This is a genomic window from Streptosporangium lutulentum (genome assembly GCF_030811455.1).
Classification (GTDB): Bacteria; Actinomycetota; Actinomycetes; order Streptosporangiales; family Streptosporangiaceae; genus Streptosporangium; species Streptosporangium lutulentum.
In genome coordinates, this window is the sequence record NZ_JAUSQU010000001.1 from 6,043,823 (window position 1) to 6,070,104 (window position 26,282).

Genomic DNA, 26,282 nt, shown 5'->3' on the forward strand with positions numbered 1-26,282 from the left:
TCACTTCTGTGCGTGGTCGACGGCGTCGAGAACGGCGGCGGCCACGGCGTCGGGCTGGGACGCCGCGATCGCGTGCGAGGCGCCCGCGATCTCGCGGGTCTTGCGCGAGGAGGCCCGTTCGGCCATGAACCGCAACGCCGCGGCCGGGATGTTGGCGTCGGCGTCGCCGAAGACGAACCAGGACGGCGTGGTGCGCCAGCCCGCCTCGCTCACCGCCAGTTCGTCGCTCAGGGCCCGCTCGGTCACCGGCCGCTGGGTCGCCGCCATCAGCGCGGCCTCGCCGGCGTCGAGGTCGGCGCAGAACTGCTGGTGGAACCTGTCCTCGGCGATGCGGAACTCGTTGCCGCCGGAGGCGACCGGGTAGGCGACCAGCGCGCCGCCGAGGGTGCTGCCCTCGAACTTGCCGGACAGCAGCAGCGCGCTCTCGCCGGGTTCGGGGGCGAAGGCGGCGACGTAGACCAGGCCGCGGACGGCCGGGTTGCCGGCCGCCGCCTGGGTGATCACTATGCCGCCGTAGGAATGGCCGACCAGGATGACCGGCCTGCCGATGCCGGCGATCACGTCGCGCAGGTAGGCGGCGTCGCCCTCGACGCTGCGCAGCGGGTTCGCCACGGCGACGACGGAGAGCCGGTTGCTGTGCAGACGCTGGATGACGCGGTTCCAGCTGGCCGATTCGGCGAAGGCGCCGTGGACCAGGACGATGACGGGCTGCTCGCTCATGAGTGTGCCTTTCCGGTGCTCGAACGGTTGTGATGGCTTCGCCCACTTGGACCGGGTAGCCACCCCGATCTGTGACAACTTCGGCCGGACGTATCCGGTGAAGCGGTCACCGGGAACGGTGACGACGCCCATCCGTGCCCGCGGCCGGCTGTACGGCGACGCGTCCGGCAAGGCGAGGACGACAAGGCGAGGACGGCCGATCGCGGACTCGTCAGGCTCCTGACCTGACGGCGGCCGGGTGGGGGCGCGACGAGAGCCCCGGTCAGCCCTCGCTCACCGGCCGTCCGCCAGGAACCGGAGCAGGGTGCGGTTGAAACGCAGGGGGTGTGTGGCCTGGCAGCCGTGCGGCGCGCCCTGGATGACCTCCACGGCGCTGTCCCCGATCCGTTCGCCGGTGACCGCGAACGGGATGATGTCGTCGTGCTCACCGTGAATGACCAGCGTCGGCAGAGGAATCGCGACCTCGCCGCGCAGATCGCTGCGCGCCATCGTGGTCAGACCGGCGTCGAGCGCCCGCGGCGACGCGGCCGCGCCCTGGGCACGGTAGTGGTCGCGGTGCGGGTCGCTCAGCAGCACGCGCTCGCCGGCCCGGAACATCCGGGTGGCGTACGCGTCGAGCATGGCGAACCTGTCGACGGTCAGACCCGCCTTCAGGCGGTCGAACCGCTCGGGGGCCCACGGGCCCCGCGGGTTGTCGTAGGAGCGGTACAGGTACGGCAACGCCGCGCCCACCAGGACGACCCTCCTGACCCCGGCGGTTCCGTACCGGGTGAGGTAACGCACGATCTCCGCCGCGCCCATCCCGGCTCCCACCAGTGTCACCTCGCTCAGCTTCAACCGCTCCAGCACCGCACGGAGGTCGGTCACCAGGCCGTCGTAGCCGTAGCCGTCCCACGGACGGGAGGAGTCGCCGAAACCCCGGCGATCGTAGGCGACCACGCGGTACCCGGCCTCCACCAACGCGGGCACCTGGGCCGCCCACATGTGCCTGGACAGGGGCCAGTCGTGGAGCAGGACGACGGGACGACCGTGACCGTAGTCCTCATAGCAGAGCTCGACCGGGGTACGGTCGTGATCGACGCCGACTGTCAGGTAGGCCATGCCGCCGTCGCCTCCTTTCCGATGGGTCACCGATCAGCCGTCGTGCTCGACGACCAGCCGGGTCAGCTCCACCCGCGAGTTGACGTCCAGCTTGGTGTAGGCGTGACGCAGGTGGGTGTTGACGGTGTGCGGCGACAGGAACAGCCGCTCGGCCACCTGCCGGTTCGTGGCGCCCTGGGCCACCAGCCGGACCACCTGCAACTCCGAGACGGTCAGCCCGTCCCACCCGTGTACGGCACCGGAGGCGCGGCCGCGGCGCCGTATCCCGGCGTCGCGCAACCGCCGCCGCACCCGTGCCGCCTCCCGCGTCGCGCCGGCCCGCTCGTACAGCTCCAGCGCCGTCTCCAGGTGACCGACGGCCGCCTTCCGGTCGGTCGCCGACAGGGCGCGGCCGGCGTCCTCCAGCGCCGACGCCCGTACGATCGGCCGGGAGAAGCCCGAGAGCCGCTCGGCGGCCCGTACGAGCGACGCCGCGTCGTCGTCCAGCAGGCCGCGGGCGTGCGCCGCGACGGCGGCCAGGAACGGAAAGCCCGGGTTGCGCCCGGCGCGGTCCTCGGCCAGGCGCACCATGTCCGCGGCGGCTCCGCGTTCGCCGGCGCGCAAGGCCATGCGGACGAACACCACGTCGTCGGCCGGGTCCAACGGCGTGGCCGTGAGCCCGCCGTACGGACCGCCGGCGACCGCCGCCGTCGCGTACGCCATGGTGTGCGCCGGATCGTTCTCGCCGTCGGCCGCCAGGGCGAGCATCCAGGCACCCGTCCTGGCGACGAAGCACGCGTCGTCGCGCGTCATCCGATGGCCGTCGGCGACGAGGCGCGCGACGCCCTGCCGGTCGCCTGCGTACAGTGCCGCCCGGCCGAGGGCGTAGAGGGTGGTCACGTCGGCGGCGTTCCCCGATCCCAGGTCCTCGACCATGGCGAGCGCCGCCTCGGCCTCGGCGCGGGCGTCGGCCAGCCGGCCCGCGTCGAGCAGGATGCGGGCGCGGCACATCGACCACATGTGAACGGTGGCCGCCTGTCCGTGCGCCCGCGCCTCACGCAGTCCGGCGTCGACTTCTTCGAGCCCGCGCAGCGACTCGCCGGCCGAGCTCCACAGAAAGCTCTTCCAGGAGGATTCGGGAACCCACAGCGAGCGCAGGATGCCCGCGTCGGCCGCCAGCCGCACCGCTTCGTCCTGCCGGTCGAAGGCCCGCTGCCAGTCCATGCGCTGGAAGGCGACGGCGGCTTCCACCGCGATCGCCATGGCCTCGATGGCGCGATTGCCGCAGGAGGCGGCGGCCGGCAACGCGGACTCCACCACGCGATCGGTCTCCTCCACGTCGCCGGTCATGATCAGCGCGAGGGCCTGCAGGGTGAGCAGCTGCGCCCGGGTCGCCGGTGACAGGCCGGGCAGGGCCAGCGCGAGGCGGCACTGCCTGACCGACTCGGTGAAGGAGCGCCGGCTCGACACCCGGGCCAGGCTGAGCCGTACCTGTGCCTCGGCTTCCGGCTCCAGCAGTCCGGCCAGGGCGTTGTCGGCCATCGCCCTCGCTTCGAGGTCGTGGCCGTTCCGCCACAGCAGGGTGATGGTCTCGGCGACCAACGCCGAGCGGTCGGCGTGGTCCGCCGGGGCCAGTTCCAGTGCGCGGCTGCTCAGGGCGACGGCGGTGGCCGGGGAGGTCGGTGCGAAGTCGGTGGCGGCCCGGCGCAGCAGCGAGACGGCCTCGTGGTCGCCCGGCTGGGCGACCTCCGCCAGATCGGCGGCCACCTCCATGACCGCCGCGCCGCGCCGCAGCCGTACGTCGACGGCCTGGCGGCGTACGAGGTTCCCGAACGCGGCCGGCACGCCGACCTGGACGGCCTCGCGGATCAGGTCGTGACGAAACGCGAGTCGTCCGTCGGTGTCGGTCAGCAGGTCGGCGCGGAGCGCCTCTTGCAGGGGGGCCATCAGGTCGACAGGTGAGCGCCGCAGCAGTGCGGCCAGCACCTCGACGTCGATGTCGCGGCCGAGTATGGCCGCGAAGCGCACGCTGTCGCGGGCCAGTGGCGAGACCTGGTCGAGCCGATGCCGGATCGAGGAGCAGAAGCGCATCGGGATGCGCCCGGTGTCCCTCAGGTTCGCCATTCCGTTCCTGACGGTGATGGCGCCCTCCTCGCGCATCCCGTTCAGCAGTTCGACCAGGAGCAGCGGGCGGCCGTCGGCCTTGCGGGCGAGTTCCAGCAGCGCGGGCTCGGCCACGGCCCGCAGAACGTCCTGAGCCAGGAGCGCGACGGCCTCCGCGGGCAGAGGACGCAGGACGATCCTGTCCACCGGCCACGCGCGCGCCGGACCGGTCCGGTGGTGCTCGCGGGTGGCCAGCACCCACAGGATGGGCCGGTCGGACAGGCGGGTCGACAGCGTGCGCAGCGTGCTGCGGGTGGCCGCGTCGCACCACTGCAGGTCGTCCATGACGATCACCAGAGGAGCGGCCGTCGCGGCGTGCTCCAGCTCGTCCTGCAGTTCCTGCAGCAGCCAGAAACGCTGGTCCGCCGCTTCGTTCAACGCCAGCAGCCGATCGCGTGCCATGAGCGGGACGGGGCCGGACAGCAGCGCGTCCAGCAGGGGGGTGAAGGGGACGGCGTGGCCGTCCGGCACGCCGGCACCCGCGTGGACGCGCAGACCGGCGGCCGCGGCCAGGTCGGCGATCTCGGCGAGCAGCCGTGACTTGCCGGCTCCGGGTGCTCCCTCGATCAGCACGGTCCCGCCCTGCCCTCGTGTCAGGGTGTGCAGCCGGTCACGCAGCAGCAGCAACTCGGCCTCCCTGCCTCGCAGCGGCAGGGAGACGTCCGCGGTTCGGCGCCGTGTGTCCTCGGAAGGCGCGGAGAAGTCGGCTACGGCCGTGGCGTTGCGGCTCATGTGCCTGTCCGCTCCGCGGATCGCCGCTCGGTCGAAGGCAGGGAGAAGGTCATGGGCTTCCACATCTGTCAGTACTCCGAGAAGGATCGGAGCAACGTACGGTTCACGCGCCGAGTGCCGACTACGTCGGGCTCTGTTCCGATGGGACGGTGCGTACGACAATGGAAGCAAGGGTGACCGCTGCGAGGCGAGGCAGAACAACGGGCAGAAGTAATCGGCAGATTTCGCCTCCCCACCGCGACGGGGGCGAGGGGGTCTCCTCCGGGGCGCCGCAGGGGCCTGCCGGCAGGTGGCGGACCTGGCGATCGGGGAGCTCTCGCCCGCTCCGGGGTGAGCGTGCGGGCGATCGGCGGCATGGAGCGGGGCGCTGAGCGCCACCACGACGGTGGAAGCCGGCATCGGCGGGGCATCACTCGTGATACCTGAGATACGTCACATATTCATGCGATGTAACCTGTCGCGCCCGCTGCCACGGTGTCCTCACCGCCTCCCACCGAGGGAGGCCGATATCGGGGCGGGGACGTATGGCGGTCTGGTTCGTCACAGGCGCGGCACGAGGCATCGGGCACCGTGTCGCCCGCGAAGCGCTGCGGCGAGGACACCGGGTGGTCGCCACCGGCCGCGACCTGGCGGCGGTCACGGACGCCTTCGACGGGGTCGCCGGCGAGGTACTGCCCGTGGAACTGGATCTGTTGCGGCCGGAAGCACCGGCCTCGGCGGTCGAGCAGGCGATGCGCCGCTTCGGCCGGATCGACGTGCTGGTCCACGCCGCGTCCAGGACCGTCCGCGACCCGCTCCAGGAGACGACCGACGCGCAGGCGCGGGCCCTGTTCGACGTCAACGTCGTCGGGATGCTCGCGGTGACCCGCGCCGTGCTGCCGGTACTGAGCGCGCAGCGGGCCGGGCGGATCATCGCCGTCGGCTCGGCCGCCGGCTTCTCCACCCCCGCCGGTTCGGGTCTGTACGGCGCGTCCATGGCGGCCGTCGAGGCACTGTGCGAGACGCTCCGCGCCGAGTTGGACGGGTTCGGAGTCTGCGTGACCGTCGTCGAACTCGGCCGCTTCGCCACCTTGCCGACGGCGTTCGATCGCGGCCCGCTCCCGCCGGGGGATCCCTACAAGGCGGCCTCCGCGATCCTCGACCTCCTGACCGTCGACGACCCTCCGCTGCGGCTGCAGCTCGGCGCCGACGCCGTCGCCCACGTCGAGGCCAAGCTCGAACGCGTGTCCCAGGAGCTCGACCTGTGGCGGCCGGTCTCGCTCGGCACCGTCTTCGACCTCGATCTGCCCAGGCAGAACGGTCACCGGCCGCCGAGAGACACGTGACGCCGGGTCTCCGGCGGCGGATCCGCGTGGTGGCCTGACCAGGGCGGACGCGGAGAACGGCCGGGCCGGCGGCGGCTCCGCCCCGGTACGGCCCCGGCCTCGCCATTCGCCCCGGCGGGCCTGCCCGTGATCCCCGTTCCGATCGCGTTCGCCTTCGCTTCGGCGGCCCGGCCGCGGACGTCCGGCTGTCATCGAATGTCCGGCTGTCATCGGACGTCCGGCTGTCATCGCGCGCCGGGCCGCCGCATGGTCGATGCGACGGCCCGGCCGCTGTCAGGGAAGGTCCGGCCGCTGTCGGGGAACCCGACGCCCAGGCCGGACCCTCAGGCGAGACGACCTCCGCGTCTTGTACGGGCTCGCCTCCGTGTCACCCTCGGCGCGAAGCCCCCGGTGTCTCGACGAACATCCCCGGCCGCACCGCGCACCGGGCCGTGAAGCCGCGACGTGGCTGTTCCGCGGTGTTCACGGGTTTGCCTTTCCGGAGGTCAGGGCGGCCTTGAGCACCTCGATGGACTGGGCGACGGCGGCACTGACCGCCTGGGTCGAGCGGAGGGGGTTGAGCATCATGAAGTCGTGCAGGGTGCCGTTGTAGCGGACGCTGGTGGTGGGCACCCCCGCCACGATCAGCTTGCGGGCGTAGGCCTCGCCCTCGTCGCGCAGCACGTCGTTCTCGTCCACGATGACGAACGCGGGCGGCAGTCCTTCGAGCTCGTCGATGGTGGCGCGCAGCGGTGAGGCGGTGATCTCGGCGCGCTGGGCGGGGTCGGTGGTGTAGGCGTCCCAGAACCAGGCCATGGCCTTCGCGGTCAGGTAGGGGCCTTCGGCGAACTCACGGTAGCTGTCGGTGTCCTGGGCGGCGTCGGTGACCGGGTAGTACAGCGACTGGTGCACGAAGGTCACGTCACCGCGCCGCTTGGCCATGATGGTCAGCGCGGCGGTCATGTTGCCGCCGACCGAGTCGCCGGCCACCGCGAGCCGGGCGGCGTCCAGGCCCTCCTCCGCGCCGTGCCGGGTGATCCACTGCGCGGTGGCGTACGCCTGCTCGATCGCCACCGGGTAGCGCGCCTCGGGCGAACGGTCGTACTCCACGAAAACCACTGCGGCCTGGGTGCCGACGGCCAGCTCGCGCACCAGCCGGTCGTGCGTGCCGGCGTTGCCTATCACCCATCCGCCCCCGTGGACGTAAAGGACGACGGGCAGCGTCCCCGTCGCTCCGACGGGCTTGACGATGCGTACCCGCACGTCGCCGACCCCGGCCGCCACCGTGATCCACTTCTCGTCGACGTCGGGCTTGTCGATCGGGGCGGCCTGCAGGTCGTCCAGCACCTTGCGGGCGCCGTCGGGCCCCAGCTCGTACAGGAAGGGCGGGTTCGACGTCGCCTTCGCCAGTTCCCAGGCGGCCTGTTCCAGAACGTGTCTGCTCATGATCTGTTTTCCTCACTCGTGATTTCCTGATGGCCGGCGAGCACGCCGTGGCCCGGTATCCCACCGGCGTCGATCTGCCGGTGGGTGCCGTGGCACAGCGGTTCGTCGCCGGAATGGTCACAGCGGCGCGGCGCGCAGGTGTCCCCGGTCGTCAGGGGCTCACCCGGTCGGCGCGTTCTTCTCCGAAGGGACGATCTTGCGTTCGCGCCGGAGGCGCGCGACGCCGCCGCCGTACACGACCTACCGGCCGTCGCGGGGCAGGACGATCCGCCGCCGGTCGTCGAGGCTCTGTCAGCGTGACTCGGGCGGCACGTAGTCGAAGGTCGGCCCGGCCGTGGTCCCGTCCCCGTCCGGCATCCGCATCAGAGCCTGGGCCTGGCCCTTGAGCGCGAACATGGTGCCGGTGGCGTCAGCCATCTGCTTCGGATCGCCGTTGAACGCCTGCTCCAGCAGATGCAGAAGGGTGCAGTAGGTGTGGTTGAACTCCTCCTGGGCGGTGCGGATCGCGCTGCCCGGGGCGTGGTCGTCCAGCCGGGGGTCGCGCCGCATCGGCAGGACACCGGTCGGATCCACCGAGATCGTCTCGCCGGTGGGCCCGGATCGCGGGGTGTCGCCGCGCCGGTAGCGCCGGCCCGCCTGAAGCTCCTGGAAGCGGTAGTAGTGGCCGACCTCGTCGCGTTCGGGGTGGAAGACGTCCTGGTCGCCGTCCCAGACCTCGCCGTGGGAGGTGCCCTCGCCCTGCTCGACGATCTCCCGCAGCGCCGCCAGCGCGGAGTCCAGGCCGTCGACCGCGATCAGCCGCCCGGCGGTGTGCCGGAAGTGGCCGGCGTTCACCTGGTGGGCCGGGTCGCCGCTGAAGACCGCCCGCTCGCCGAGCCGGTCGCACAGGGCGCGCAGTCCCTGTTCGATCGCGGTGTAGAACTGCCCGATCGTCTCGTAGTCGTCGCCTTCCGCCGGTGCGCCGGGTGGCGCGGGTCGTTCAAGGCGCAGGAACATCTCCAGCGCGTCGGCGCCGAAGGGCACCAGCGACAGCTCCAGGGACCGGTCGCCGTGGGGCAGCCGCCGGGGATGCGGCGGCAGCGTCGTGGGTGTGTCCAGGCGGGGCCGGCCGCCGACGGCGTTGAGCAGGTTCGCCGCGAGCGCCAGGTGCAGCATCTCCTCGACGAAGACGCCGCCCACCACCTCGACGGCTTCGGGGTTGCGCTCGGGGTCCAGCGAGTACAGCGCGCACAGGTACGGCGGCAGGGTCGCGTGTTCCAGCTCGATCGCCCACTGCAGGTGCTCACGGAGACTGTCGAGGGTGTCGATCCGCGCCGGCGGGGCGGCAGCGGCCCCTTGCGGTGGTGAGTGTTTCATGTCTGTCATACCTCGGTTGTCGAAAAGGGGCGGATCGCGCCGCCGCCAGACGGGCGCCGGGGGTATGGGCGCGGCACGCCCTGTCGTCGGCCTACTTGCCGGTGGCGGCCCGGTCGAGCCAGTCGCGGTACCGGATCTGGCCGAGGGTGGCGCCCTCACCGGGGACCAGCGTGCGCTCGCCCGGCACGCTGCCGAAGTAGTGCGCCTGCGGGTCGGCGACCACCTCACGCGGGTCGCCCCATGCGGCCAGGGCCTTCCTGAAGAAGTCATCCATCCGGAACCGCTCGGGTCCGCCGACCTCGGTCCTGCCGTTCAGCGGCGTTCCCACCGCGACCCGGCCGACCGCCTGGGCGACGTCGTCGCCGGCCATGGGCTGGAAGAGCACGGGCGCGATCCGTACCTTGTCGCCGTCGGTGGCCTCGTCCGCGATGCTCCGGACGAACTCGAAGAACTGGGTGGCGTGCACGAGCGAGAACGGGATCGACGAGTTCTCGATCATCGTCTCCTGGGCGATCTTCGCCGCGAAGTAGCCGTTGTCCGGCATCCGCTCGGTGCCCACGACCGACAGCGCGACGTGGTGACCGACGCCGGCCGCCGCCTCGGCCGCGAGCACGTTGCGGGTGGAGGTCTCGAAGAACTCCATCACCGCGGTGTCCTCGAACGACGGGGAGTTCGACACGTCGATCACCACCGACGCGCCCTTCAGCACCTCGGCCAGCCCCTCACCGGTGAGGGTGTTGACACCGGTGTTGGGCGCCGCCGCGACCGCCTCGTGACCGTGCTCCCCCAGCTTGGTCACCAGCTTCGACCCGATGAGACCGGTCCCGCCGATTACCACGATCTTCATGGTGAACCTTCCTGTCAGCCGGGGCGCCTGTTGCCAACCGGTCGCCATCTAAGACCGGGCAGCCGCCGGTCTCGTGACAGCCGCCGCGAAATTCTTTTCCGGACCGCTGCTGGAACCGTCGGAAACGATCGCCATCTCCGCAGCCGGCGGGCACGGAGCTCACGCCTTTGTGCGATGTGCGCGGTGACTCGGCGGGAGAGCGTTCATGCGCAGGGCCGAACGTCACGGAAAGGCGCATCATGAACGTTGAACTCCCGGGTTCGTGCACCCATGTGCATGGGACACGTCCACCCGTTCCGGCCGGTTACGCCGACGGCTGCGAGGAGTGCCTGCAGACGGGTGGCCAATGGGTGGAACTGCGTGAATGCCTGGCCTGCGGCTATGTCGGCTGTTGCGACACCTCCCCCGGCCGGCACGCCGCCGCGCACTGGGCGGCCACCGCCCATCCGGCGACCGCCTCCTTGGAGCCCGGCGACCGGTGGGGGTGGTGCTATGCCGACCGGCACTATCTCAGGTCCGTCCGGCGGGACCGCGCATCGTGGCGGAGTCGTGTTCGAGGACGAGCCGGGTGAGCTCGACACGTGAGCCGATCCCGAGCTTGGCGAAGGCGTGCCACAGATGGGTGCTGACCGTGTGCGGGGACAGGAAGAGCCGGTCGGCGACCTGCTTGTTGGTGGCGCCGTCCGCGACCAGCCTGACGATCTGCAGTTCGGAGGCGGTGAGACTGTCCCAGCCCTCGGTCGGCCTGCCGGAAACGGCGCGCGATCGGCGCTCGCCCATGCCCTTGAGACGGTCACGCACGCGGGCCGCGTCGTATTCGGCCTCCGACTGCTCGTAGAGCCGCAGTGCCGCATCCAGGTGGGGGATCGTCCCGGTGTCCTCCAGCGCCCCCGCCAGCGCCAGCGGCCGGGGAATGTCCTGATACACCTCGACGGCTCGGACCAGCAGGCCCGCGTCGCCGTCCACGAGGGCACGGGCGTGCAGGGCCGTGGCCGTGTAGATGGGGATGTCGGGGTTGTCGCGGTGACGGGTCTCGGCGAACTCGGTGACCAGGGTGGCACGGGCGCGGTCTCCGGCCCGCAGCGCCATCCGGACGAGGACGGGCTCATCGGCCGGGTCGGACGGGTAGGACAGCGACGAGGTGGGCCGATAGTAGGAACGGGCGGCCTCGGCGGTCAGCTCCATGGCCCGCGTGTGATCGCCGTCGTCGGCGGCGGCCTGGGCGGCCAGCCACGCTCCCGCTCGTCGCATCTGCCCGGTCTCGGCCCGCATGACGGCGTCGGCGAATTCACGGCCGCGCGCCAGTTCGCGCGGATCGCCGGTGTGCAGGCCGACGCGGCCGAGCACGTATCGGGCCGTGACGTCGTCGAAGTTGCCGGGGCCGAGCTCGTCGGACATGGCCATGACCGCTTCGGCCTCGGCTCGGGCGTCGCCGAGCCGGCCCGCGTCCAGGTACACCCGGCAGCGCACCGTGCCCCACAGCCGCAGCAGCTTGGCCTGTCCGTGATGCCGGGCCTTGCGCACGCCGTCGTCCGTCTCGGCCAGTGCCTCCTCCACCCGTCCCAGCATGCTGAGCAGGGCGGCCTTCCAGACGCCGGGCATCCACAGCACGTCGGTGTAGCGGACGTCGCGCGACGCGGCCACCGCCTGGTCGGCGAGGTCGAGCGCGCGGTGGATGTCGAGCCTGTTACCGGCGATCATCGAGCCCACGCTCAGCAGGGTGGCACGCGAAGCCTGGTCGGCCGCCTGATCCGCCGCGGCCAGCGCGGCCGGGAGCAGGCTTTCGGCCTCGGCGATCTCCTCGGCGTCGAGGAGGGCGAGGTTGAAGACCAGCATGGCCATCAGCTGAGCGCGAATGCGGGGCGGCAGGCCGGGCAGTGCGACCCCGGCGCGGCTCTGCTCTACGGCCTCCCTGAAGGAGCGCTGGTTGGCCACGAGCGTCAGGCCCAGCCTGATGCCCGCCTCGACCTCGATCGGCAGTGGCCGGCGCAGCGCGGTCTCCGCCAGTGCCAGGGCTTCGCCGAGGTGGCCCGTCTGGCTGAACAGGGGCAGGGCCTCGGCGATGAAGCCGGCTTGGCGCAGCGGGTCGAGGGCGGAGAGTTCGATCGCGCGGCGGCTCATCTCCACGGCGGCGGACGGCGCGGTGCTCGCCAGGTCGCGGGCGGCCCGGCGAAGCAGCGCGATGGCCGTTTCGTCGCCGGGCTCGGCGGTCTCCACGAGGTCGGCGGCGATCCGCGCGACCGGGATGCCGTGATCGAGTCGCAGGTCGACGGCCTGGCGGCGGAGCGCCTTACGCAGCGTCGCGGGCAGGGTCGCCTGGACGGCCTCGTGGATCAGGTTGTGGCTGAACACCAGCGTGCCGTCGCTCTCGGTCAGAAGGTCGGCCGACAGCAGTTCCTCCAGCGGCTCCAGCAGCGTGACGGCGGACTCACCGGTGAGTTCGGCGAGCTGGTCGATGGAGACGGTCCGGCCCAGAACCGATGCGATCTGCGCGGCCTTCTTGGCCATCGGGGAGACCTGTTCGAGCCGATGCTGGATGGAGGCGTGGAAACGCAGGGGCAGGCGCCGTCGAGTCAGCCGTGCGACGCCCTCGGTGACGGCGACCGCCCCCTCGTCGAGCACGCCGTTGATCAGCTCGGTGAGCAGCAGCGGGTGTCCCTCCGCCTGCCGCGCCAGGTGCAGGACGCCGGGATCGGGAGTGGCCGCCAGCAGGTCTCCGGTCATCGCCGCGACCGCCTCGCCCGGCAGAGGTGCCAAAGTGAGCAGATGACCGCCCGGCAGGCTCAGTGCGGAGATCGTGGCGCGTACGTCGGGGGTGAGCGGGCCGGTTCGCACGGCGGTGATCCAGACGATGGGATGCATGGACAGGCGCTGCGGCAGGGTCCGCAGGGCCAGGAGGGTGCCCTCGTCGCACCATTGGAGATCGTCGATGGCGATCACCAGCGGCGCGGTCAGCGCGGCGCGTTCCACGTGCTCGTGGAGCTCCTGCAGCAACCAGTAGCGTTTCGCGGAGGTCGCCGGAGCGGCCTTGAGCACAGCGGCCGGGAAAATCGGGTCGGGGCCGGAGTGCAGAGCCCCGAGCAGCGCGCCGAAGGGGATGGTCCGCCCTTCCGGGTCTCCCCCGCCGTGCATCACGCGGAGTCCTGTCGCCTCGGCCATGCGGCGCGTCTCGGTGAGTATGCGGGTCTTGCCGATGCCGGGACCGCCCTGGATGAGCACCTTCGTGCCCGTGCCGCGCGACAGCGCGGCCACGTGGGTCCTCAGGGCGGCGATCTCGGGCTGTCGTCCGCGCAGCCGGTGACGTCCGGACAGGTTCATGGTCACGGTCTCGACTCCACTCGCACACGGCATCCGGCGATGCCACTGCGATCACGATCGCCTCTCGGACCCCTCCGTCGCGCCCGTGGAAGACCGTGGTCGGTACCGTGGTCCGCGGTGGTGGCCGCCCACGTGTCAGTGGCGTCACGCCCCGGAGACGATCTCCGGTGAGCCGGTCGAGGGCCGCGGCGGGCGCCCGGCGCCCGGTTCGAGTGTGGGAGCGTCCGCCGGACCCGTCACACCGGAACGTCCGGCGCCGCCTTACGGCCGCCGTCCGTCACGGATGCGGGCCCACCCGGCCGATTCCGGCGCGATCAGGCGGTCGCGAGAGGCGGCGGCCGCCTCCGGTTCGTGGCCGCGGGGATCCCGGGTCGCGTCGCCGCCGGGGTCGCCCGCCCGGCCGCCGTTCGCGACCGGGCCCCGGGGCCGGACCGGCGTCCTGGCCTGTTCCCGTGCGTTTACGTACTCCTACGTACGCAAACCACCGTCGACCACTCGTACGTTCTTGAACAGGCCGGGAGTTGGAGTGACGGGGTGGAGGTGGTTCCGGGGTGCTCGGCGATCTGAGCCTCGGGCTTCTCTGGGACGTGGGCCGGCACGGCGGGAGACTCTCGGTCCTGGACGGCGTCGACGGCCTGCCCGGCGGCTTTCACCGCTCCGGCACGACGGCCGGCCTGCTGGGCCGGCAGGCCGAGTGCGAGGAACTCGATCGGCTGCTCGCCGCGGTTCGCGTCGGCCGGGGCCGGGCGCTGGTGATGCGCGGTGAGGCGGGGGTGGGCAAGTCGGCGCTGCTGGACTGCCTGACCGAGAGGGCCTCCGGGTTCCGGGTGGTGTGCGTCGCGGGGGTGCGGTCGGAGACGGAGCTCGCGTTCGCGGCGCTGTACTCGCTCTGCGCGCCGATGCTGGACCTGCTGGACGGCCTGCCGGGACCACAGCGCGACGCGCTCGGCACGGCGTTCGGGCTACGCGCCGGACCGGCACCGGATCGCTCGCTCATCGGCACGGCCGCACTCGGCCTGCTCGCGGCGGCGGCCGGAGAACGTCCGCTGGTGTGCGTGATCGACGACGCCCAGTGGCTGGACCACGCCTCGGCCCAGGTGCTCGCGTTCGTCGGGCGCCGGCTGTACGCGGAGCCGGTGGCCTGCGTGTTCGCGGTACGCGACGACGGTGAGGCGGACGAGCTGTCCGGGCTGCCGGTGATGGACGTCACGGGCCTGTCCGCCGGCGATGCCCGGGCGCTGCTGTGATAGCGCTGCTGGACATCCTGGACTGCGCCATGGAGGACCTGATCGAACCGCTACCGGCCCGGCCGCCGGACCTAGACGGGAACCCGGACGTAGACGGGAACGCGGACGCGGACGGGGGGCGAGACTGACCGGCGCCGAGCCGCTCAGGCGCGGGTCACCGGCGTGCCGTCATCGTCGCCGAACGGCTCACCCCGGACATCGACCACACGCCTCCGCCCCTCTCGTCAGAGGGCCGACGCCTGTCAGAGGGCCAGCGCGGCCATGAGGGCCATGCTGGCCGCCATTCCGGCCGAGCACACCTCCTGGTTGAGCGCCCTTCGGCCCGCGCCCCGCTCGGGCAGGACGCGGATGAGCCGAGCGCAGGTCCAGGCCAGCCCGATGGCCAGGGTTATCGGGGCCGGCGACCCGCCTCCGTGCGAATGCCCGGACGAGACGCCGGCGAGAGGGTGCCCGCTGAACGCCGTCAGCACCAAGAGGATGGACATGATCGCGAAGTCCTGGATGTGATGTCCGGTCTCCGCCCGGCGGGAGGGGGAGCCGCAGAGCCAGCCGGCGGTCAGCAGCGTGAGCACCGCGACGGCGAGGAACACGCCGCCCAGGTGCCCGGCCGCCATGCCGAGCGCCATGACGACGTGCGGCCACCTCCTGGCGGGACGCGCGGAGGGCAGCAGGGCCGGAGCGAGAGCCAGGACGCAGCCGGCCACCACCGCCACCGTGTGGAGGAAGGCATGCATCAGGCGATCTCGGCTTCCACCGGCTTCCAGGTACTCCTCGTTATCCGAACTGGCCCGGCTGGTAGTCGCCGGCGGGCTGCCGGACGACGACGTTCGCGCGGTTGAAGGCGTTGATAACGGCGATGAGGGACACCAGGGCGGCGAGCTGGTCCTCGTCGTAGTGCTTGGCGGCGTTCGCCCAGGTCTCGTCCGGGACGCCGCCGGCCGCGTCGGCGATGCGGGTGCCCTGCTCGGTCAGCTCCAGGGCGGCGCGCTCGGCGTCGGTGAACACCGTGGCCTCCCTCCAGGCGGCGACCAGGTTGAGACGCGCCGAGGTCTCCCCGGCGTGCGCGGCGTCCTTGGTGTGCATGTCGGTGCAGAAGCCGCAGCCGTTGATCTGACTGGCGCGGATCCTCACCAGGTGCTGCGTCGCGGCCGGCAGCGTCGAGTCGGCGATCACCTTGTTCGCCGAGACGAGGTGCTTCATGACCTTGGCCGCGATCGGGTTGCCGAAGAGGTTCAAGCGGGCATCCACGATGTGCTCCCTGCCGTTGTCGATGGTTACACCCTTCTGACAGGACAGCCCGGCAAGCTGTGACAGGAACGAGGGGAAGATGCGTTCCCTTCCCGCCGGACGACTGCGGGGTCTTCGGGCGGTTGCGGGGTCTTCGGACGGCTGGGGATCTTCGGGCGGCAGGGGCTCGCCGACCGGTGGGGGTCGCGTCGACGCCGGATTCCGGGCCGGATCTCCCCAGCCCTCCTTGTCACACATCGGGACGCTGTCTTGTCTGAGCTGGTGCACGGCCGGATCGAGCCGGCCACTTTCCACGGAGGAAGCCCGATGAGCACCGATCACGCCCACGCCCACCACCTCGAGAACCCCGACAAGAGCGGACCGCCGCCGAAGATCGACGTGATCGCCACCGTTCCGGGGGCGCCGCCCGCGCCGGAGGGGGCCGAGGCGATGACGATCCTGGTCACGTTGCCGCCGAAGAGCCCTGGCGCGCCGCCTCACCGGCACTCCGGGCCCGCGTACGGGTTCGTGGTCAAGGGGGCCATCAACTTCGAGCTCGAAGGCGAGCCCGTGCGGGTGGTCCGGGCCGGCGAGGCGTTCTGGGAGCCCGGTGGAGACGTGATCCACTACCAGGACGGCAACCACTTCGCCGACGAGGAGTCGGCCTTCGTGGTGACGATGTTCTGCGCGCCCGGGCAGCCGATGCTGACCGTGGTCAGCCCGGAGGAGCTCGAAGCCCGGCGAGACCGTCGCGCGCCGCGGTCATGACCAAGGTTTCGCTGACCGCGCTCGTTCGCGATCTGCTCAAGCGTGCCCATGAGGTGGACAGTGGCCGCAGTGCCACCACCGTCCACGGTGGACACGATCGTTCGTTGCGGCAGACCGTGATGGCGTTGCGGCAGGGCGAGCACATACACGAACACGAGCATCCCGGCGAGGTCACGGTGCACGTGCTGCACGGGCGGGTGCGGCTTGTCGCCGGGCCCGACTCGTGGGACGGACTGCCGGGCGATCTGCTGGTCATGCCCGAACGCCGTCACCGCGTGGAGGCCGTACAGGACTGCGCGTTCCTGTTCACCACCGCGCGCTGAAAGCGCCGAGGGCGGGAACCGGGATCCCGCCTTCAGCGCCGCCGGACGTCAACGGTGGAGACGCTTCACCCGCGGGGCCGGGATGTCGCGCGCGGCTCCCCCGCCGGCCGGATCAGAGGCCGGCGAAGAACTCCCGTACGTCCTCGACCAGCATGCCGGGCTGCTCCAGCGCGACGTGGGCGCCGCCCCTGTCGAACTCCGTCCACCGTGCCACCGTCGTGTCGCGCTCGGCGAAACGACGGACGGTGACGCCACCGGGGGTGACCACGCACACCGTGGGGACGGTCACCCGATCCTTTTTCTTTGCGCGTTCCCTGCCCAGTTATCTTATGTCGATTATATGATTCGCCTATGAGGAAACGACCTGTCACCGTCACGGTGGACGCCGAACTGCTTGACTACGCCGAACAGCAGGTACAAGGCGGTGATGCTCGGTCCCTGTCCGCCTACGTCAACGAGGCCATCGCCGCGCGCGTCCGCCTCGAACGACGCGCCCGCGCCGCCTGGGGCGGACTCGTCGCCAAGGCGCAGGAAGACGGCGACGCCGTCGCCCGAGCCCAACGTATGGCCGCCAAGATCAGGGCGCAGCTCGGGTGACCCACATCCCCCCGCTCATCCTCGACGTAACCGTCCTCGGCGAACTCGCCCGCGGCGACGCCACGATCATCAACCTGATCCAGATATTCGACGCGGGAGAGCAGCCGATGGTCATCCCCGCGCTGGCCATCACCGGGGCCACGCTCGGCAACAAGTCGCCCGAGGCCGCCGACGCGCTGCGCGGCCTGGCCCTGATGGAAGGCGTCACCGTCGTTCCGCTCGACGGCCCGGAGGAGAGCATCGCCCTGGCCGACATGATCAGTGCAACCCGGTTGGCAGCCTGGGACGCGCACGCCGCCACCGAAGCGCTCAGCCTGATCGGCGCAATTCTCACCATGGACGCCTCACGGTGGGAGGATCCGCAGCGCCAGCTTGAGGAACACTTGCAAGTAATCGAAATCTCCGACGCCCTGTAGCCCGACGGGAGCCACCCATGCCGAGCAGGATCCGCAGATCCTCCGCCAGCAGCACCCCGATCATCCGACACTCCTCTCCCGCGCCATCGGACATTTAAGGCAGATGCCCCGTCCTTCAGGGCAGAGAGGAAGCACTCCTTAACGCTGTTCCTGAATCTTCTGCCGGACGATCGTCCACTCAGCCCCCAGAGCCTCCTTGGCGAGCCGGAGCGAAGAGAAGGCAGGGTGAGGTTGTTCAAGCTCTCTCAGCGCGACGCGGACCGCGATACCGGCCCTCCACCGGGATTTCGCTGAAACAGCATCCTCGTCGGAGGATTCGCCAGTGCCTTCCAGCCACTTCCTGCCGAGGCGGAGTGTTCGATCCATGACCTTTTCGCGCAGCTCCGCGCTGAGGACGCCACCCGCGGCCAGCGCATCCCGTGCGTCGACGATTTCGGGCCAGTCAAAGCCGAACTTTGTCGAGAGATGATCAATGACCCAGAAGAGCAGTGCGGATTTCTTGTCCTTCGGCCATCCCGCCAAGGACGCGGCGATATCGGGTTCCACGGCGGCGAAAGTGGGATGCTCCAGGTAGTCCGCCTCGACAGGAGTGTCCACATATATGGCCTGGTGCGTTGAGTTAAGCCACTCCTCGCTGATACGGAGCCCGGACCGCGCTTCCAGGATCGCCAGCGCCGCCGCCTTTTGCAAGAGAACACCCTCCGGGGTGTCCTCCGAGAACTGATGGATGAACTCCATCTCCCGCTCCAGCGTCTCCGGCGTGGTGCCACCTCCGAGTTCGCGCGAAAAGCCTTCCTGATAAATCGCGAGAATTTCGCCGTTCTCGGCATACAAAAGCGTCTCCCATACCTTGCCTCCCCACACCACTCCCAGAGCTGTGGCGCCACCACCACTCAGTGCGCGGCAATAGTCACGCAACGAGGAATATCCGGAAGACAGGTTGAGAATCGAGATGGTTCCATCCGTTTCGGACCGGTGGACGAAGAACGCCGTCACCGGGCAGTGGAGCGTTATCAGAAGATCGCACCCCTCCTCCTCCCGGGTCTCCGGGGGTGTGCCCCCGGAGAGGACTGTGTAGACGTCTTCCAGCTGAATGGATTGATGGTTTCCCGGTGTAACAGAAATCCACCACATGCGGTCGGCGAGCCACTGAGCCCGGCTGTCGCGAAGCAGATTCTCGTAGTAGGCAACCGTGCTCATGTCGTACATATCTATTCGATGCTCCTATAGCGAGGGAACGCCCATCTCGAGCAGTTCGGCACGGCCCCGGACGGACGATTGTTTCAAAACGAACGCGGTGGCGTGCCAGGAGTCTCTGCTCGCACCCGGGTTCGGGAAGAGGCGAGCCGCCTCACGCTGACGCCACACCAGGTCGCCTCTCCCCCTTGCCGGGCGGCCGTACGATCTCCGGCACGCGGCCTTGTCCACACAGCTCAACGCAGGTATGGATACGACAGAGGTGGCTCGCCGCGCGGGCGACAGCGTGGAAGTTCTTCCGCAGTGGAGCGAGATCGCCGCCGAGGCAAGGGGGTTCGGCTGTCCAGCCCGTAGGCAGCCCACGACCAGCAAACGCCAACAAGAACGGGCGGGACTCCATGAGATTGGAGTCCCGCCCGTTTCGGCGTTCTATCCCCAGGTCAGGCCCGTGTTCGGGCTGGCCTGGCGTGTGTGCCCCCTGCAAGATTCGAACTTGCGCTCCCGGCTCCGGAGGCCGGTGCTCTATCCCCTGAGCTAAGGGGGCCAACGAGTGATTAGGCTACCAGCATCTTGAGGGGAACCGACACTCACGGCGTGAAGCGGGTGATCTCAGGGGCAGGTGTGTCATCCGAGGGCTGGGCGGACGGCTCCTCGGTAGTGGAGACGGTAGTAGGCGGAGTCGGCGAAGTTCGTCGTCTTGACGACGTCGCCGCGCTTGGGAGCGTGCACCATGACGCCGTCCTTCACGTAGACGCCCACATGGGCGGGATCGCCCGTGCCTCCCCCGAAGAAGACCAGGTCGCCGGGGCGGAGCTGGGAGAACGGCACGCGGCGGCCCTGTTTGAACTGACTGCCGGTGTAATGGGTGAGCGTGGCTCCCGCCTTGGACCAGGCGTGCAAGGCGAGGCCCGAGCAGTCGAAGCCGCCGCCGGTCGGGCCCGCGCTCGAACCGCCACCCCAGACGTACGGTGTGCCGATCTGGCGAAGCGCCGCGATCGCCGCGATCTGTCCGTGATCCAGACGTTGTGATCTCTTGTCGGACGGATCTTGAGACGGGGGCTGTGATCGCTTGTCGGACTCACTGTGAGACGGGCTCCGCGGCGGCTCGGCGGGCTGGGGCCGGGACGGACTCCGCGATGGTTCGGCGGGCTCCGGTGAAGGCGAGGTCAAGGAGGTCTCCGGCCCCGAAGGCCGGGAGGCCCCCGGCGTCGCGGAAGGGACGGCGACCGGCGGGCGGATGAGGGTGGGTGGTTCGGAGGCGGAGCCGTCGGCGTTCACCGTCCGCCCGTTGTCCTCGGCGAAGGGGGCGGCGTCGGCGCGGGGGTCTCCCGCCGCGAACCCGGGACCTGTCGGGTCGGTCTGCGGCGCGCCTCCGGACCCTGCCCCGCCGGTCGACGGAGCGACCCCGGACTCCGTTTGATCGAACCATGTCGCATCCCCGGATTCAGGCCCGCCGGCCGACGACGCGTCTCCTGCCCCTGGCCATCCGGCCGGCGACGGGAATCCGGACTCCGGCCGGTCGGCCCGTGACACCTCCTCGGATCCCGCCCGGTCCGCCTGCGGCGTGGCCCCGTGCCCGGCGCGCTCGGCCTCACACGCGGCGGCGAGCACGACGCGGATCCTCTCCAGGAACCATCGCCAGCTGTCGTCCGGCGACGCGATCTCGGAGAGCAGCCGATCTCTGCCGTCGCCGGCTTCCGGGCAGGGAGGGTCCACCGGCGCCTGAGGGCCCCCGGCAAGGACTCTCGCGAGGATGGTGGCGGTGATGAGCGTCGTGATCACGCAGGGCCTCCTGGGCTCGATGAACGATCGAGGCCCCAGGATGGGCGAGGCAGAATGATCCCCAAGAAACCGAACCAAATTCTGTGGAAAACCTGTCGCCTGTGGATAGCTCTGCGTACACATCCGGTGAAACCCGCGCGTGGCCCGGTTGAAGGAGTTAGCCTCACGCCCGTGGGCGAGGTTCTGGGCAAGGTGTTGGTAGTGGATGACGACGACGTCATCCGGCAACTCATCGCGGTCAATCTGACCCTGGAGGGTTTCCAGGTGGAGACCGCCTTCGACGGCCAGAACTGCCTGGACCGGGTGCTGGACGTCATGCCCGACGTGATCACACTCGACGTCATGATGCCCAGGCTGGACGGTTGGATGACCGCCACCAGGCTGCGGTGCGACGAGGGCACGCGCCACATCAAGGTGGTCCTGATCACCGCGAGGGCGCAGGAGGACGACAAGCGGCGAGGGCTCGGCATCGGAGTCGACGCGTATCTCACCAAGCCGTTCGACCCCGCCGAGCTCATCCAGGTCGTCCGCGATCTGGCCCTGGCCACCCGCAGCGGCTAGAGCGGGCCGGCCCTCTCACCGCAGCCGCTGAAACGGCCTCGCTCTCCCACCACGATGGCCGGTCCGGCCTCGGCTTCCCCTCTCATCGGCCGGCCTGGATCCGCCTTCCGCCACAACGGCCAGAGCAGACCTTCCCACCGCAACGGCCAGAGCAGACCTTCCCGCCACGACGGTCAGAGCAGGCCTTCCCCGCGGGCGGCGGCGACGGCCTGGGTGCGAGAGGAGACACCGAGTTTGCCCAGGATGTTGGAGACGTGCACGCTCACCGTCTTGGGCGCGATGAACAGCCGCTCGCCGATCTCGCGGTTGGGAAGGCCCTCGGCCACCAGCATGAGCACCTCCTGCTCCCTTGAGGTCAGCAGGTTCGACCGCACCGAGACGAACCGGGCCCTGCGGCCCAGCTCCTCCAGGGCGGTGCTCAGCGGCCGGGCACCCAGTGACGCGGCGTCCTTGACGGCGCGCTGCCACTCCTCCAGCGCCGAGTCGCGGTCACCGGAGACGAGCAGCGCCTCGGCCAGCCGCCATCGCGAACGCGCGGTCTCGTAGACGAATCCGAAGTCGAACGCCTCGACCACCGCGCGCCACGCCTCGACGTCGAAGCGGCCGTGCGCGCGGTGCCACTCCGCCTCGGCCCTGGCCAGCCACGCCAGTCCTTCGGGCCCCATCGGACCTCGAACGCCGGAACCGGGGCCGATGACGGTGGGGAATCTGGCTCGCTCCAGGAAGCCGTCCGCCTCCGAGGCGCGCCCCAGATCGGCCAGTGCCCACAGGGCCGTGGTACTGAGCCGGATCATGGCGGGATCGTTGGGGGAGAGTTTTTCGAGAACCGCGTCGACGTGCTCCAGCGCGGCCTCGGGATCGCCTCGCCACAGGGCGTGTTCGGCGGCCAGGCCGTGGGCCATGTAGGACACCAACGCGTCGGAGGACCAGAAGGGCTCCAGCCAGGAGAGGCGCTCCTCCACGACGGGCAGGCCCCGTGCCACCTCGACGAAGAGCGCGAAGGACGAGAGAGTCGCCTCGGAGGGAGTGCCGACGCGGATGCCGAAGCCGGCGGCGACCCGCTCCGCCAGGTCCCACTCTCCCGCCACGTAGTGGATCAGAAACCGCAGGAATCGCAGGTCGGTGCCATAGGTGCTCCAGTTGAGCCCGGTTTCGTCCGCCAGCCGCATTCCTCGGTCGGTCGTGACGGCGGCTTCCCCGAGGTCGCCGTACTCGTACTGGATCCGGGCGTAGGTGAAGATCGCCCGCAGGTCTATGGCGAGGTTGCCCGAACTCTCCGCGGTCGCGCAGGCGAGCAGCCCCGTCGCACGGGGGATGTCGTCGGCCAGGGCGGCGAGGGAGGCCAGCGTGATCAGTGCGCTGGTCTCCGCGTCGGCGGCGCCGGCGGCACGCGCCACCTCCAGAGCCTGGGTGGCGAGGGGTTCCACCTCATCGTGTCGCTCGCTCCAGTAGAGGGCGCGGGCATAGGTGGCGAGCGCACGGGCGAGCACGGGACCTTCGGGCGCCATCTCGACGGCCGCGTGCGCGGCGGCGATGGCCCCCTCCTCGTCGTTGGTGTCGCTGAGGAAATAGGCCAGCCGCTCGGTGACCTCGGCCGAGGGCGGGAGCCGTCGCAGCTGGGAGATCGCCCGGTGGTTGTCACCGCTGTCAGCCGCCGCGACGGCGCTGCGGGTGGCCAGCGGAACGTGGTCGATTCCGGCGAGCCGCTCCGCGTCGGGAACCCGGTCCCAGAGGCCGAGAGCCCGGTCGAAGTGGCGATGCGCCTCGGCGGGGGCGCCCAGCCGTTCGGCCCGCCGCCCGGCTTCGACGGACGCGGCCAGGGCTCCGGCCAGATCGTGGCCGGCCAGATAGTGGTGGGCGAGCTCGGCCGCCGCGCCCTCCCGCAGGGTCAGCAGGCGGGCGAACTCGGCGTGTGCCCGGGTCCGCTCGCCGGGCAGCAGGTCGGTGTAGACGACCTCCTGGAGGAGCGCGTGCCGGAAGGCGTAGCCGTACTCCCCGTCGAGGCGGAGCAGCCCGCGCGAGACGATCTCTCGCATGGCGTCGTCGAAGGCCAGGTTCTCCAGCCCCGAGACCTGCTGGAGCAGGTCGTGGTCGACGCGGCGGCCGGCGACCGCCGCGCCTCTGAGCACCCCCTGGGCGGCGTCGGAGAGCAACTCCACCCGGGAGAGCAGCAGACCGGCCAGGTCGTCGGTGATCGAGGAGCCGTCGGAGGCGGCCTCCAGAAGCTCCTCGGCGTAGAACGGGTTGCCCTCCGCCCGGTCGACGACCTCGCCCATCATCCGGGCGTCGGTGCCGCCGAGCGTGACCAGGTAGTCGGTCATCTCCCCGCGGTCGAGCGGGCTAAGCTCGACGGCGGTCACCGACGGGAGGCGCTTGAGCTCGGCGAGGACCCGGCGCAGCGGGTGGCGGCGGTGGAGATCGTCGGTCCGGTAGGTGCCGATCAGGCAGACGCGCTCGGTCTGCAGCATCCGGCTGAGGAAGACCAGCAGGTCACGAGTGGACTGGTCGGCCCAGTGCAGGTCTTCGAGAACCAGCAGCACGGGCTGGACGGACAGGAACCCGAGCATCGAGCCGAAGAGCTGCTGCTGGGTCAGGCCCGACGTGCTCTCCTGGCCGAGGTCGCCGCCGCCCGGCAGGAGCCTGCCGAGGACCGGCCGCGCGTCGATCGCCGCGCTCAGCTCCCCTGTGGCGCCGCGCAGGGCGTCGGCCAGCGGGAGGTACGGCAGGGCGTCGCCGAGCTCCGCGCACTGCCCGACGAGCACGGCGAAGCCGTCGGCCCTGGCCCGCTCGGCCAGCTCCGTGACCAACCGGGTCTTGCCGATGCCCGCGTCGCCCCCCAGAAGGGCCACCCCGGCCAGCCCGCCGTCGGCGGCGTCGAGCACGGCGATCAGACGGTCAAGCTCCGCCGTTCGCCCGATCAGAGCGCTCCGCGCGCCTTGCCATCCCACGTCGGTGAGTATCGCATGGCATGCCGGAAACGCCCCGATTGGTCCAGGAAAGGACTCTCCCATTGGTCCTGACCGAAGGACCAAAGCGGTCCTAAGGTCGGGAAAATGATCCCGTTGTCCACATTTCTCATCTTCGCCCTCGCATCTCTGGCACTGGTGCTGGTGCCCGGGCCGAACCACCTCTACATCGCCGCCCGGGGCATCGCACAGGGCCGGGCCGCCGGGGTCGCGAGCGCGCTCGGCGTCGAGACGGGCACGATGGTGCACATCGCCGCGGCGGCGGCCGGGCTCTCGTACGTGATCGCCCGGTCCGCGACGCTCTTCAACGTGATCAAGTGGGCCGGTGTGGCCTACCTGATCTATCTGGGCGTCCGGGCGCTGACGAGCAGGCAGGAGCTCAAGGCCCGCGAGGCCGGCCCGCAGCCACTGCGCACGATCTTCTTCGAAGGCGTGATCGTCAACGTGCTCAACCCCAAGGTGATCCTCTTCTTCCTGGCGTTCCTGCCGCAGTTCGTCGACCCCGGGGCGGGCGCGGTGCCGCTGCAGATCATCGTCCTGGGCGGCACCCTGCTGGTCCTCGGCCTGGTCAGCGACCTGATCTACGCCGCGGGCGCGGGGGCGCTCGGCAGGCGGATGCGGAACCGGTCGAGCCTGCTGAGCCGTCTCAGCGGGGTCGTCTACCTGGGACTCGGCGTCGCGACCGCGCTCTCCGGCCGCCCCGTCTGATCCCGCCGCCCCACCCGATCCCGCCGTCCCGCCCGATCACATCGCTCCGTCTGATCGCACCGCCCCGGCCGCCCCCACCTGGTCGCACAGGTCCCCCAGCAGCCGGACCAGCGGCCCCGGGGCAGCCATCACCCCCAGGTGCCCTCGGCGGGGGATCAGGATCAGCCGCCCGTTCCGGCAGACGCGCAGGAAATCACGCTCGTTCGCCCGGAACGGGTCACGGGTCCCGTTGACCAGCCACACGCGCCCCGGGTAGGCGGCCAGCGCCGCGAGCTGGTCGTGCCCGGCGACGGCCTCGACGACCTGCGGCATCACCTCGCATGACAATCCTCCCGCCACGAAGGCCTCCCCCACCGGACCCGGCAGCAGGCGGCGCAGGCCGTACGCGCTGATCCGGTTCGCGAGCGACGGGTTCCGGGCGGCGAGCGAGGCCGCGAAGCGGTAGGCGCCCAGCGCCGACGGGCCACGGGCCGTGCATCCCATCGCCACCAGCCCGGCCACCCGCCCGGGGAAACGCTCGGCGGTGGCGATGCCGACGTATCCGCCCAGCGAGAGCCCGGCCACGAGCGCCCGTCCGCCGAGCGCGTCGATCGCGGCGGCGACCGCCGTCGTCGCCCCCTCCATCGAGAACGGCTCGCCCCTGCGACTGCCGTGACCGGGCAGGTCCACGGCCGTGGCGGGCCTGCCGAGGAGGGTCAGGCGGGAGACGACGGGATCCCACATGGTCCCGCTGACCCGGATTCCATGGACGAGGACGATGGGCGGCATCACGGACCTCCTGACGGTACGTCGATTAAAACACAACGCACCGTTGCGTTGCTATAATCGGGCGCATGGCACCGCGCAAGGAACAGCAGATCTTCCAGGCGACACTCGAACTCCTCGCCGCCAAGGGCTACGAAGGACTGACCGTCGAGGGAGTGGCCGAGCGCTCGGAGGTCAACAAGACCACGATCTACCGGTGGTGGCCGTCGAAGGCGGCGCTCCTCGCCGCCGCGCTGGTCCAGGCCGATCTGCTCGTGGTGGAGCCGCCCGACACCGGCAGTCTCCGAGGTGACCTGGAGGCGCTGGTCCGAGGGGTGGCCGCGCTGCTCACCCGGCCTCCGGCGGCAGGCGTCGCGGTGGCCGCGCTCGGCGCCGCCGTGCACCATCCCGAGCTCGCGACCGCGGCCCAGCACTTCTTCGCCGACCGGTTCGCGAGGGAGGAGGCCGTCTTCGACCGCGCGAGGCGGCGCGGCGAGCTCTCCGGCACGGCGGACCCCCTGCTGATCATGGATCTGCTCGCCGGTGCGGTATGGCTGCGCACGGTCTTCCGAGGACTTCCCCTCGACGACGACTTCGCCGCCAGGGCCGTGGGCACGGTCTTGGACGGCGCGGCCTCCCGGGCACTCCCCGGGCCGGATCAAGGCGTGCGGAGCGGGGCCGGAGCCCCGGAGCCCGGGGGCCGGCCGGCCTGAAGGCGCGGAAAGCACGGAAAGCACGGCTCCGGCCGATCCGGGAACGCATCCCGGAGCACGGGAGCGG

The 26,282-nt window shown here is 71.0% G+C and carries 24 protein-coding genes and 1 tRNA gene; 10 read left to right on the plus strand and 15 right to left on the minus strand.

The features are described from left to right. The 3 genes from J2853_RS26845 to J2853_RS26855 all read right to left on the minus strand — a co-directional run bounded on the left by J2853_RS26845 (position 1) and on the right by J2853_RS26855 (position 4,695). The gene (locus tag J2853_RS26845) at positions 1 to 720 is read right to left on the minus strand and encodes an alpha/beta fold hydrolase (protein WP_307562644.1); all 720 of its coding nucleotides are present in this window, start codon (positions 718 to 720) and stop codon (positions 1 to 3) included. A 273-nt stretch (positions 721 to 993) separates the two neighbouring features. Next, complete coding sequence (locus tag J2853_RS26850; RefSeq protein ID WP_307562646.1) at positions 994 to 1,821, minus strand: alpha/beta fold hydrolase; 828 nt, start codon at positions 1,819 to 1,821, stop codon at positions 994 to 996. 33 nt (positions 1,822 to 1,854) lie between these two features. After that, a complete protein-coding gene (locus J2853_RS26855; protein WP_307562649.1) occupies positions 1,855 to 4,695 on the minus strand; it encodes an ATP-binding protein in 2,841 nt (946 codons plus the stop codon). A 524-nt stretch (positions 4,696 to 5,219) separates the two neighbouring features. Between J2853_RS26855 and J2853_RS26860 the strand changes: the two genes are divergently transcribed. Next, positions 5,220 to 6,020, plus strand: coding sequence for an SDR family NAD(P)-dependent oxidoreductase (locus J2853_RS26860; protein ID WP_307562651.1), 801 nt, complete (start codon positions 5,220 to 5,222; stop codon positions 6,018 to 6,020). 462 nt (positions 6,021 to 6,482) lie between these two features. Here J2853_RS26860 and J2853_RS26865 read toward each other — a convergent pair whose 3' ends face one another. From J2853_RS26865 to J2853_RS26875, 3 genes are all read right to left on the minus strand, one after another. After that, entirely contained in the window at positions 6,483 to 7,445 is a 963-nt protein-coding gene (locus tag J2853_RS26865) for an alpha/beta hydrolase (protein WP_307562653.1), read from the minus strand. 291 nt (positions 7,446 to 7,736) lie between these two features. After that, positions 7,737 to 8,801 (minus strand): ferritin-like domain-containing protein, encoded by a 1,065-nt coding sequence (locus tag J2853_RS26870; RefSeq protein WP_307562655.1) that lies wholly within the window; start codon positions 8,799 to 8,801, stop codon positions 7,737 to 7,739. 91 nt (positions 8,802 to 8,892) lie between these two features. After that, positions 8,893 to 9,648 (minus strand): SDR family oxidoreductase, encoded by a 756-nt coding sequence (locus J2853_RS26875; protein ID WP_307562657.1) that lies wholly within the window; start codon positions 9,646 to 9,648, stop codon positions 8,893 to 8,895. 239 nt (positions 9,649 to 9,887) lie between these two features. Here J2853_RS26875 and J2853_RS26880 point away from each other — a divergent pair, with 239 nt between their 5' ends. Further along, the gene (locus J2853_RS26880) at positions 9,888 to 10,220 is read left to right on the plus strand and encodes a UBP-type zinc finger domain-containing protein (RefSeq protein ID WP_307562659.1); all 333 of its coding nucleotides are present in this window, start codon (positions 9,888 to 9,890) and stop codon (positions 10,218 to 10,220) included. Here J2853_RS26880 and J2853_RS26885 read toward each other — a convergent pair. Further along, entirely contained in the window at positions 10,159 to 12,966 is a 2,808-nt protein-coding gene (locus J2853_RS26885) for a helix-turn-helix transcriptional regulator (protein WP_307568834.1), read from the minus strand. The two genes, J2853_RS26880 and J2853_RS26885, sit on opposite strands and share 62 nt — an antisense overlap. A gap of 551 nt (positions 12,967 to 13,517) precedes the next feature. Here J2853_RS26885 and J2853_RS26890 point away from each other — a divergent pair. Beyond that, positions 13,518 to 14,213, plus strand: coding sequence for an ATP-binding protein (locus J2853_RS26890; protein WP_307562661.1), 696 nt, complete (start codon positions 13,518 to 13,520; stop codon positions 14,211 to 14,213). Positions 14,214 to 14,455: 242 nt separating this feature from the next. Here the strand turns inward: J2853_RS26890 and J2853_RS26895 are convergent, their stop codons facing one another. Next, a complete protein-coding gene (locus J2853_RS26895; RefSeq protein ID WP_307562663.1) occupies positions 14,456 to 14,947 on the minus strand; it encodes a hypothetical protein in 492 nt (163 codons plus the stop codon). 40 nt (positions 14,948 to 14,987) lie between these two features. Further along, entirely contained in the window at positions 14,988 to 15,461 is a 474-nt protein-coding gene (locus tag J2853_RS26900) for a carboxymuconolactone decarboxylase family protein (RefSeq protein WP_307562665.1), read from the minus strand. Positions 15,462 to 15,767: 306 nt separating this feature from the next. On the opposite strand from J2853_RS26900, the gene J2853_RS26905 reads away from it, so the two are divergent. Together J2853_RS26905 and J2853_RS26910 are read left to right on the plus strand one after the other, a co-directional pair. Further along, positions 15,768 to 16,208, plus strand: coding sequence for a cupin domain-containing protein (locus J2853_RS26905; protein ID WP_307562667.1), 441 nt, complete (start codon positions 15,768 to 15,770; stop codon positions 16,206 to 16,208). After that, entirely contained in the window at positions 16,205 to 16,531 is a 327-nt protein-coding gene (locus tag J2853_RS26910; protein ID WP_307562669.1) for a cupin domain-containing protein, read from the plus strand. Before J2853_RS26905 ends, J2853_RS26910 begins: the two co-directional genes overlap by 4 nt. A 112-nt stretch (positions 16,532 to 16,643) precedes the next feature. Here J2853_RS26910 and J2853_RS26915 read toward each other — a convergent pair whose 3' ends face one another. After that, positions 16,644 to 16,820, minus strand: a complete 177-nt coding sequence (locus tag J2853_RS26915) for a hypothetical protein (RefSeq protein ID WP_307562671.1) — start codon at positions 16,818 to 16,820, stop codon at positions 16,644 to 16,646. Between the two features lie 62 nt (positions 16,821 to 16,882). Here J2853_RS26915 and J2853_RS26920 point away from each other — a divergent pair, with 62 nt between their 5' ends. Both J2853_RS26920 and J2853_RS26925 read left to right on the plus strand, forming a co-directional pair. Then, entirely contained in the window at positions 16,883 to 17,128 is a 246-nt protein-coding gene (locus J2853_RS26920; protein ID WP_307562672.1) for a hypothetical protein, read from the plus strand. Then, positions 17,125 to 17,544: a hypothetical protein gene (locus tag J2853_RS26925; protein WP_307562674.1), complete on the plus strand. Its 420-nt coding sequence runs from the start codon at positions 17,125 to 17,127 to the stop codon at positions 17,542 to 17,544. Before J2853_RS26920 ends, J2853_RS26925 begins: the two co-directional genes overlap by 4 nt. A 138-nt stretch (positions 17,545 to 17,682) precedes the next feature. Here J2853_RS26925 and J2853_RS26930 read toward each other — a convergent pair whose 3' ends face one another. The 3 genes from J2853_RS26930 to J2853_RS26940 all read right to left on the minus strand — a co-directional run bounded on the left by J2853_RS26930 (position 17,683) and on the right by J2853_RS26940 (position 20,523). Continuing rightward, complete coding sequence (locus tag J2853_RS26930; protein WP_307562676.1) at positions 17,683 to 18,753, minus strand: hypothetical protein; 1,071 nt, start codon at positions 18,751 to 18,753, stop codon at positions 17,683 to 17,685. Positions 18,754 to 19,213: 460 nt separating this feature from the next. Next, positions 19,214 to 19,285, minus strand: a tRNA-Arg gene (locus tag J2853_RS26935). An 80-nt stretch (positions 19,286 to 19,365) separates the two neighbouring features. Next, on the minus strand, positions 19,366 to 20,523 hold the full coding sequence (locus tag J2853_RS26940) for an NlpC/P60 family protein (protein ID WP_307562678.1): 1,158 nt from the start codon (positions 20,521 to 20,523) through the stop codon (positions 19,366 to 19,368). A gap of 171 nt (positions 20,524 to 20,694) precedes the next feature. Here J2853_RS26940 and J2853_RS26945 point away from each other — a divergent pair, with 171 nt between their 5' ends. Next, positions 20,695 to 21,084 (plus strand): response regulator transcription factor, encoded by a 390-nt coding sequence (locus tag J2853_RS26945; RefSeq protein WP_307562680.1) that lies wholly within the window; start codon positions 20,695 to 20,697, stop codon positions 21,082 to 21,084. A gap of 173 nt (positions 21,085 to 21,257) precedes the next feature. On the opposite strand, the gene J2853_RS26950 is transcribed toward J2853_RS26945, so the two are convergent. Further along, positions 21,258 to 24,032 carry an ATP-binding protein gene (locus tag J2853_RS26950; RefSeq protein WP_307562682.1) on the minus strand — a complete coding sequence of 925 codons (2,775 nt, stop codon included), beginning with the start codon at positions 24,030 to 24,032 and terminating at the stop codon, positions 21,258 to 21,260. 105 nt (positions 24,033 to 24,137) lie between these two features. On the opposite strand from J2853_RS26950, the gene J2853_RS26955 reads away from it, so the two are divergent. Continuing rightward, positions 24,138 to 24,758 (plus strand): LysE family translocator, encoded by a 621-nt coding sequence (locus J2853_RS26955; RefSeq protein ID WP_307562684.1) that lies wholly within the window; start codon positions 24,138 to 24,140, stop codon positions 24,756 to 24,758. A gap of 36 nt (positions 24,759 to 24,794) precedes the next feature. Here the strand turns inward: J2853_RS26955 and J2853_RS26960 are convergent, their stop codons facing one another. Continuing rightward, entirely contained in the window at positions 24,795 to 25,526 is a 732-nt protein-coding gene (locus J2853_RS26960; RefSeq protein ID WP_307562686.1) for an alpha/beta fold hydrolase, read from the minus strand. A 65-nt stretch (positions 25,527 to 25,591) separates the two neighbouring features. Here J2853_RS26960 and J2853_RS26965 point away from each other — a divergent pair, with 65 nt between their 5' ends. Next, the gene (locus tag J2853_RS26965) at positions 25,592 to 26,215 is read left to right on the plus strand and encodes a TetR/AcrR family transcriptional regulator (protein WP_307562688.1); all 624 of its coding nucleotides are present in this window, start codon (positions 25,592 to 25,594) and stop codon (positions 26,213 to 26,215) included. Positions 26,216 to 26,282: the final 67 nt, after the last annotated feature.

Coding starts and splice junctions, on each gene's coding strand:
- J2853_RS26850 (WP_307562646.1), bottom strand. CDS start 1,821: ATGGCCTACCTGACAGTCGGCGTCGATCACGACCGTACCCCGGTCGAG.
- J2853_RS26895 (WP_307562663.1), bottom strand. CDS start 14,947: ATGCATGCCTTCCTCCACACGGTGGCGGTGGTGGCCGGCTGCGTCCTG.
- J2853_RS26920 (WP_307562672.1), top strand. CDS start 16,883: ATGAGGAAACGACCTGTCACCGTCACGGTGGACGCCGAACTGCTTGAC.
- J2853_RS26905 (WP_307562667.1), top strand. CDS start 15,768: ATGAGCACCGATCACGCCCACGCCCACCACCTCGAGAACCCCGACAAG.
- J2853_RS26885 (WP_307568834.1), bottom strand. CDS start 12,966: ATGAACCTGTCCGGACGTCACCGGCTGCGCGGACGACAGCCCGAGATC.
- J2853_RS26855 (WP_307562649.1), bottom strand. CDS start 4,695: ATGAGCCGCAACGCCACGGCCGTAGCCGACTTCTCCGCGCCTTCCGAG.
- J2853_RS26860 (WP_307562651.1), top strand. CDS start 5,220: ATGGCGGTCTGGTTCGTCACAGGCGCGGCACGAGGCATCGGGCACCGT.
- J2853_RS26845 (WP_307562644.1), bottom strand. CDS start 720: ATGAGCGAGCAGCCCGTCATCGTCCTGGTCCACGGCGCCTTCGCCGAA.
- J2853_RS26910 (WP_307562669.1), top strand. CDS start 16,205: ATGACCAAGGTTTCGCTGACCGCGCTCGTTCGCGATCTGCTCAAGCGT.
- J2853_RS26930 (WP_307562676.1), bottom strand. CDS start 18,753: ATGTACGACATGAGCACGGTTGCCTACTACGAGAATCTGCTTCGCGAC.
- J2853_RS26880 (WP_307562659.1), top strand. CDS start 9,888: ATGAACGTTGAACTCCCGGGTTCGTGCACCCATGTGCATGGGACACGT.
- J2853_RS26960 (WP_307562686.1), bottom strand. CDS start 25,526: ATGCCGCCCATCGTCCTCGTCCATGGAATCCGGGTCAGCGGGACCATG.
- J2853_RS26965 (WP_307562688.1), top strand. CDS start 25,592: ATGGCACCGCGCAAGGAACAGCAGATCTTCCAGGCGACACTCGAACTC.
- J2853_RS26870 (WP_307562655.1), bottom strand. CDS start 8,801: ATGAAACACTCACCACCGCAAGGGGCCGCTGCCGCCCCGCCGGCGCGG.
- J2853_RS26955 (WP_307562684.1), top strand. CDS start 24,138: ATGATCCCGTTGTCCACATTTCTCATCTTCGCCCTCGCATCTCTGGCA.
- J2853_RS26865 (WP_307562653.1), bottom strand. CDS start 7,445: ATGAGCAGACACGTTCTGGAACAGGCCGCCTGGGAACTGGCGAAGGCG.
- J2853_RS26875 (WP_307562657.1), bottom strand. CDS start 9,648: ATGAAGATCGTGGTAATCGGCGGGACCGGTCTCATCGGGTCGAAGCTG.